The 2,388-nt window shown below is 28.4% G+C and carries 1 protein-coding gene; it reads right to left on the bottom strand.

The window, feature by feature from the left end; all coding sequences use genetic code 11:
* Nucleotides 1-2,153, bottom strand: a 2,153-nt coding sequence (locus IU405_RS01140; protein WP_317193336.1) for a DNA methyltransferase, incomplete at its 3' end; no start/stop codon positions are given.
* Between the last annotated feature and the right edge of the window lie 235 nt (nucleotides 2,154-2,388).

The raw sequence follows: 2,388 nt of genomic DNA, 5'->3' as shown, positions 1-2,388 counted from the left end.
CTATTAGTTTCTTTGTATTCGGCAACTGCATTTTTATAATCTGCAAAACTGTATTTTAAGTCCTTGTTTTTAAAAGCGTTTTTTAAATCATCATTTAGACTAAAACGACTTATTAGCGAATTGCCACATTTGATATTAATATCAATGTTGGGTAGTGTTTGAAGTTTGTTGTTGTTGGTATAATATGCGTTTTTAAGTAATTCAATCCACAAACGTAGTCTGCATATCTTCACAGAATTTGGGTTGATGTCAACACCAAACAAACAGTTTTCAATCAATGTTTGTTTCTCGTGGAAAAGGGTATGTTGTGTTCGAATACTTTCTTTGTCAATTGGTTTGTATTCGAATAAAGAACCTTTTTCATCAATCACATACAACTCGTCATTTACAATTTCAATATCACAACGTAAAGGCACACCTTTGGCATCAATTAAAATGCGGAGTTCGTTTTTAATTGTTATTAACTCATTTAAGGCACTTACTAAAAAGTGTCCTGAGCCAACAGCTGGGTCGCATATTTTAATACTGTTTACTATGTTGTTTAATCTTTTTAAATCATCAACTTTAAACAATCTGCTACAATAAGATTGTAAATCTTCAAAAGTTTCTATTTGGTCGTTTTCTTGCTCTTTAAACTTTTGAATTACAGCTCTTCTAATAGTTTCTTTACACATATACATCGTAATGTATGCAGGTGTATAAAAAGAGCCTTCTTTGTAGCCATTTATTTTCTCGAAAATTAATCCTAAAACAGATGCGTTTATTAATGATTTTGTTTCCTGGTTATCTTCTATACCTTCAGAACCATCAGTAGCAAAATCATAAGCATCTAAAAACAAGAAAAGATATTCTAAAGTAGTTAGTTTTCCTTTTCGCTTTTTACCATTGGTATCTTTTAAAACTGTGCCTGAGTATATTTCTATTTCATCATTATTTAAAGCAGAGATTTCAAAGGCTTCATTTTCAAGTGTATTTCTTTCAAATAATGAACTGTTTAAATAAGGGATGTCTTTGTATTTTTCTTTGTATTTAGGATGACGTTCATCTTCTTGTTTTGCGAGTGCAGAGAAAAATAAATCGTTTAAATCATCAAAACCATTGATAAAATTTGCATTTAAAAACCGATACTTTTCATCTTTGTTGTGATAGGTTAATAGTTGAGATTCCAATAGTTTTAAAAATAGGATTCTGTTTACCCAAGTTAAACATAACTCTAAACCTGCATTAAACGATTTGTCTTTACCATTTGGAATGCTTTTTATGTTGGATAAGTAATCTCTATCTTCTAAATGAAAAATAGTGTTTTCTAATAAAGATGCGTAATCACGCTCTTTTACTGTTTTTCTGCTGATGAGTTTTTTGCCTTTGTCTTTTACTTCTTCTAAACCAATGATGTGTAACAATTCATTATAAAATGTTTTGTTTAGTTGGTTGCTATCATTCCCAAAAGGACGTCCTAAAAGATGAACATCAGAAAATATTTTATAGAGTGTATTTAAGTGATTGTCTTTAAGGGTTGATAAGTTGGTATTTGTAAAATCTAAATGAACAAAGGGCAACTCTAGCTCAACTAATGCAATATATTTTTTAGCAATTTCATTGTAGAATAATTCGTTTTTAGTAGTGTCTTTTAAACCGTTTTTAAAATTTTCATACTCTTTTAATAACGCTTTATTTTTAAAGAAATAATTGTAAAAATCTTCACTTTTAAACAAATACCACTCAAAACCGTTTGTTGCTATTAGGTGTTTTATATTGTTGTTGCCATTATCAATACGTTCTCTTAAATAATATAGTAATAACTCCTGTAGTGCTTTTCTATTGAGATTATCAGGTTTTAAAAACTCAGCTTTGTTACTTGGTTTTTTTGCTTCTATAATTACACCAACATCAGAGGTTGGTTTATCTTCAACATAAATTGCTAAATCAATTCTGTCTTTCGTGTTTATATAATTTGAAGCATAAAAAGTAGTATTGAAAAAAGTGCTAAAATGCGCTTTTATATGCTCCTCACTTTCACCAGAGTCATCACTTTGTTTTACTGAATTTATACAGTTTTGTAATTGAACTATAAAATTGGTAACATCCCTTCTTAAAGGTTTGTGTTTTCGGTATGCAGGATTAAGGGCTTTTCTTGTATTTATTTTTTTCATTTACTAATAGATTCTTTTTCATTTACTAATAGAATCTAAAAATAGGATATTATTTTGAAATTTTACTGTTTTTTAAATTTGGTTTATTCAAATAAATCCAACAAGTAATTCAACAACCTTAATTTTGTTGTTGTTTCACTAAAATATTCTATTATAATTATGTTGATTTTGTTGGGTTAAAGCCATTTTTGTTGATTTTAATGTTGTTTTTTGTTGTTTGTATTTGTTGATGTTG

This window comes from Polaribacter sp. BAL334 (assembly GCF_015767435.1).
Lineage (GTDB): Bacteria > Bacteroidota > Bacteroidia > Flavobacteriales > Flavobacteriaceae > Polaribacter.
The sequence above is the reverse complement of the archived record's forward strand: the minus strand, read 5'-3'. Positions and strand labels throughout refer to the sequence as shown.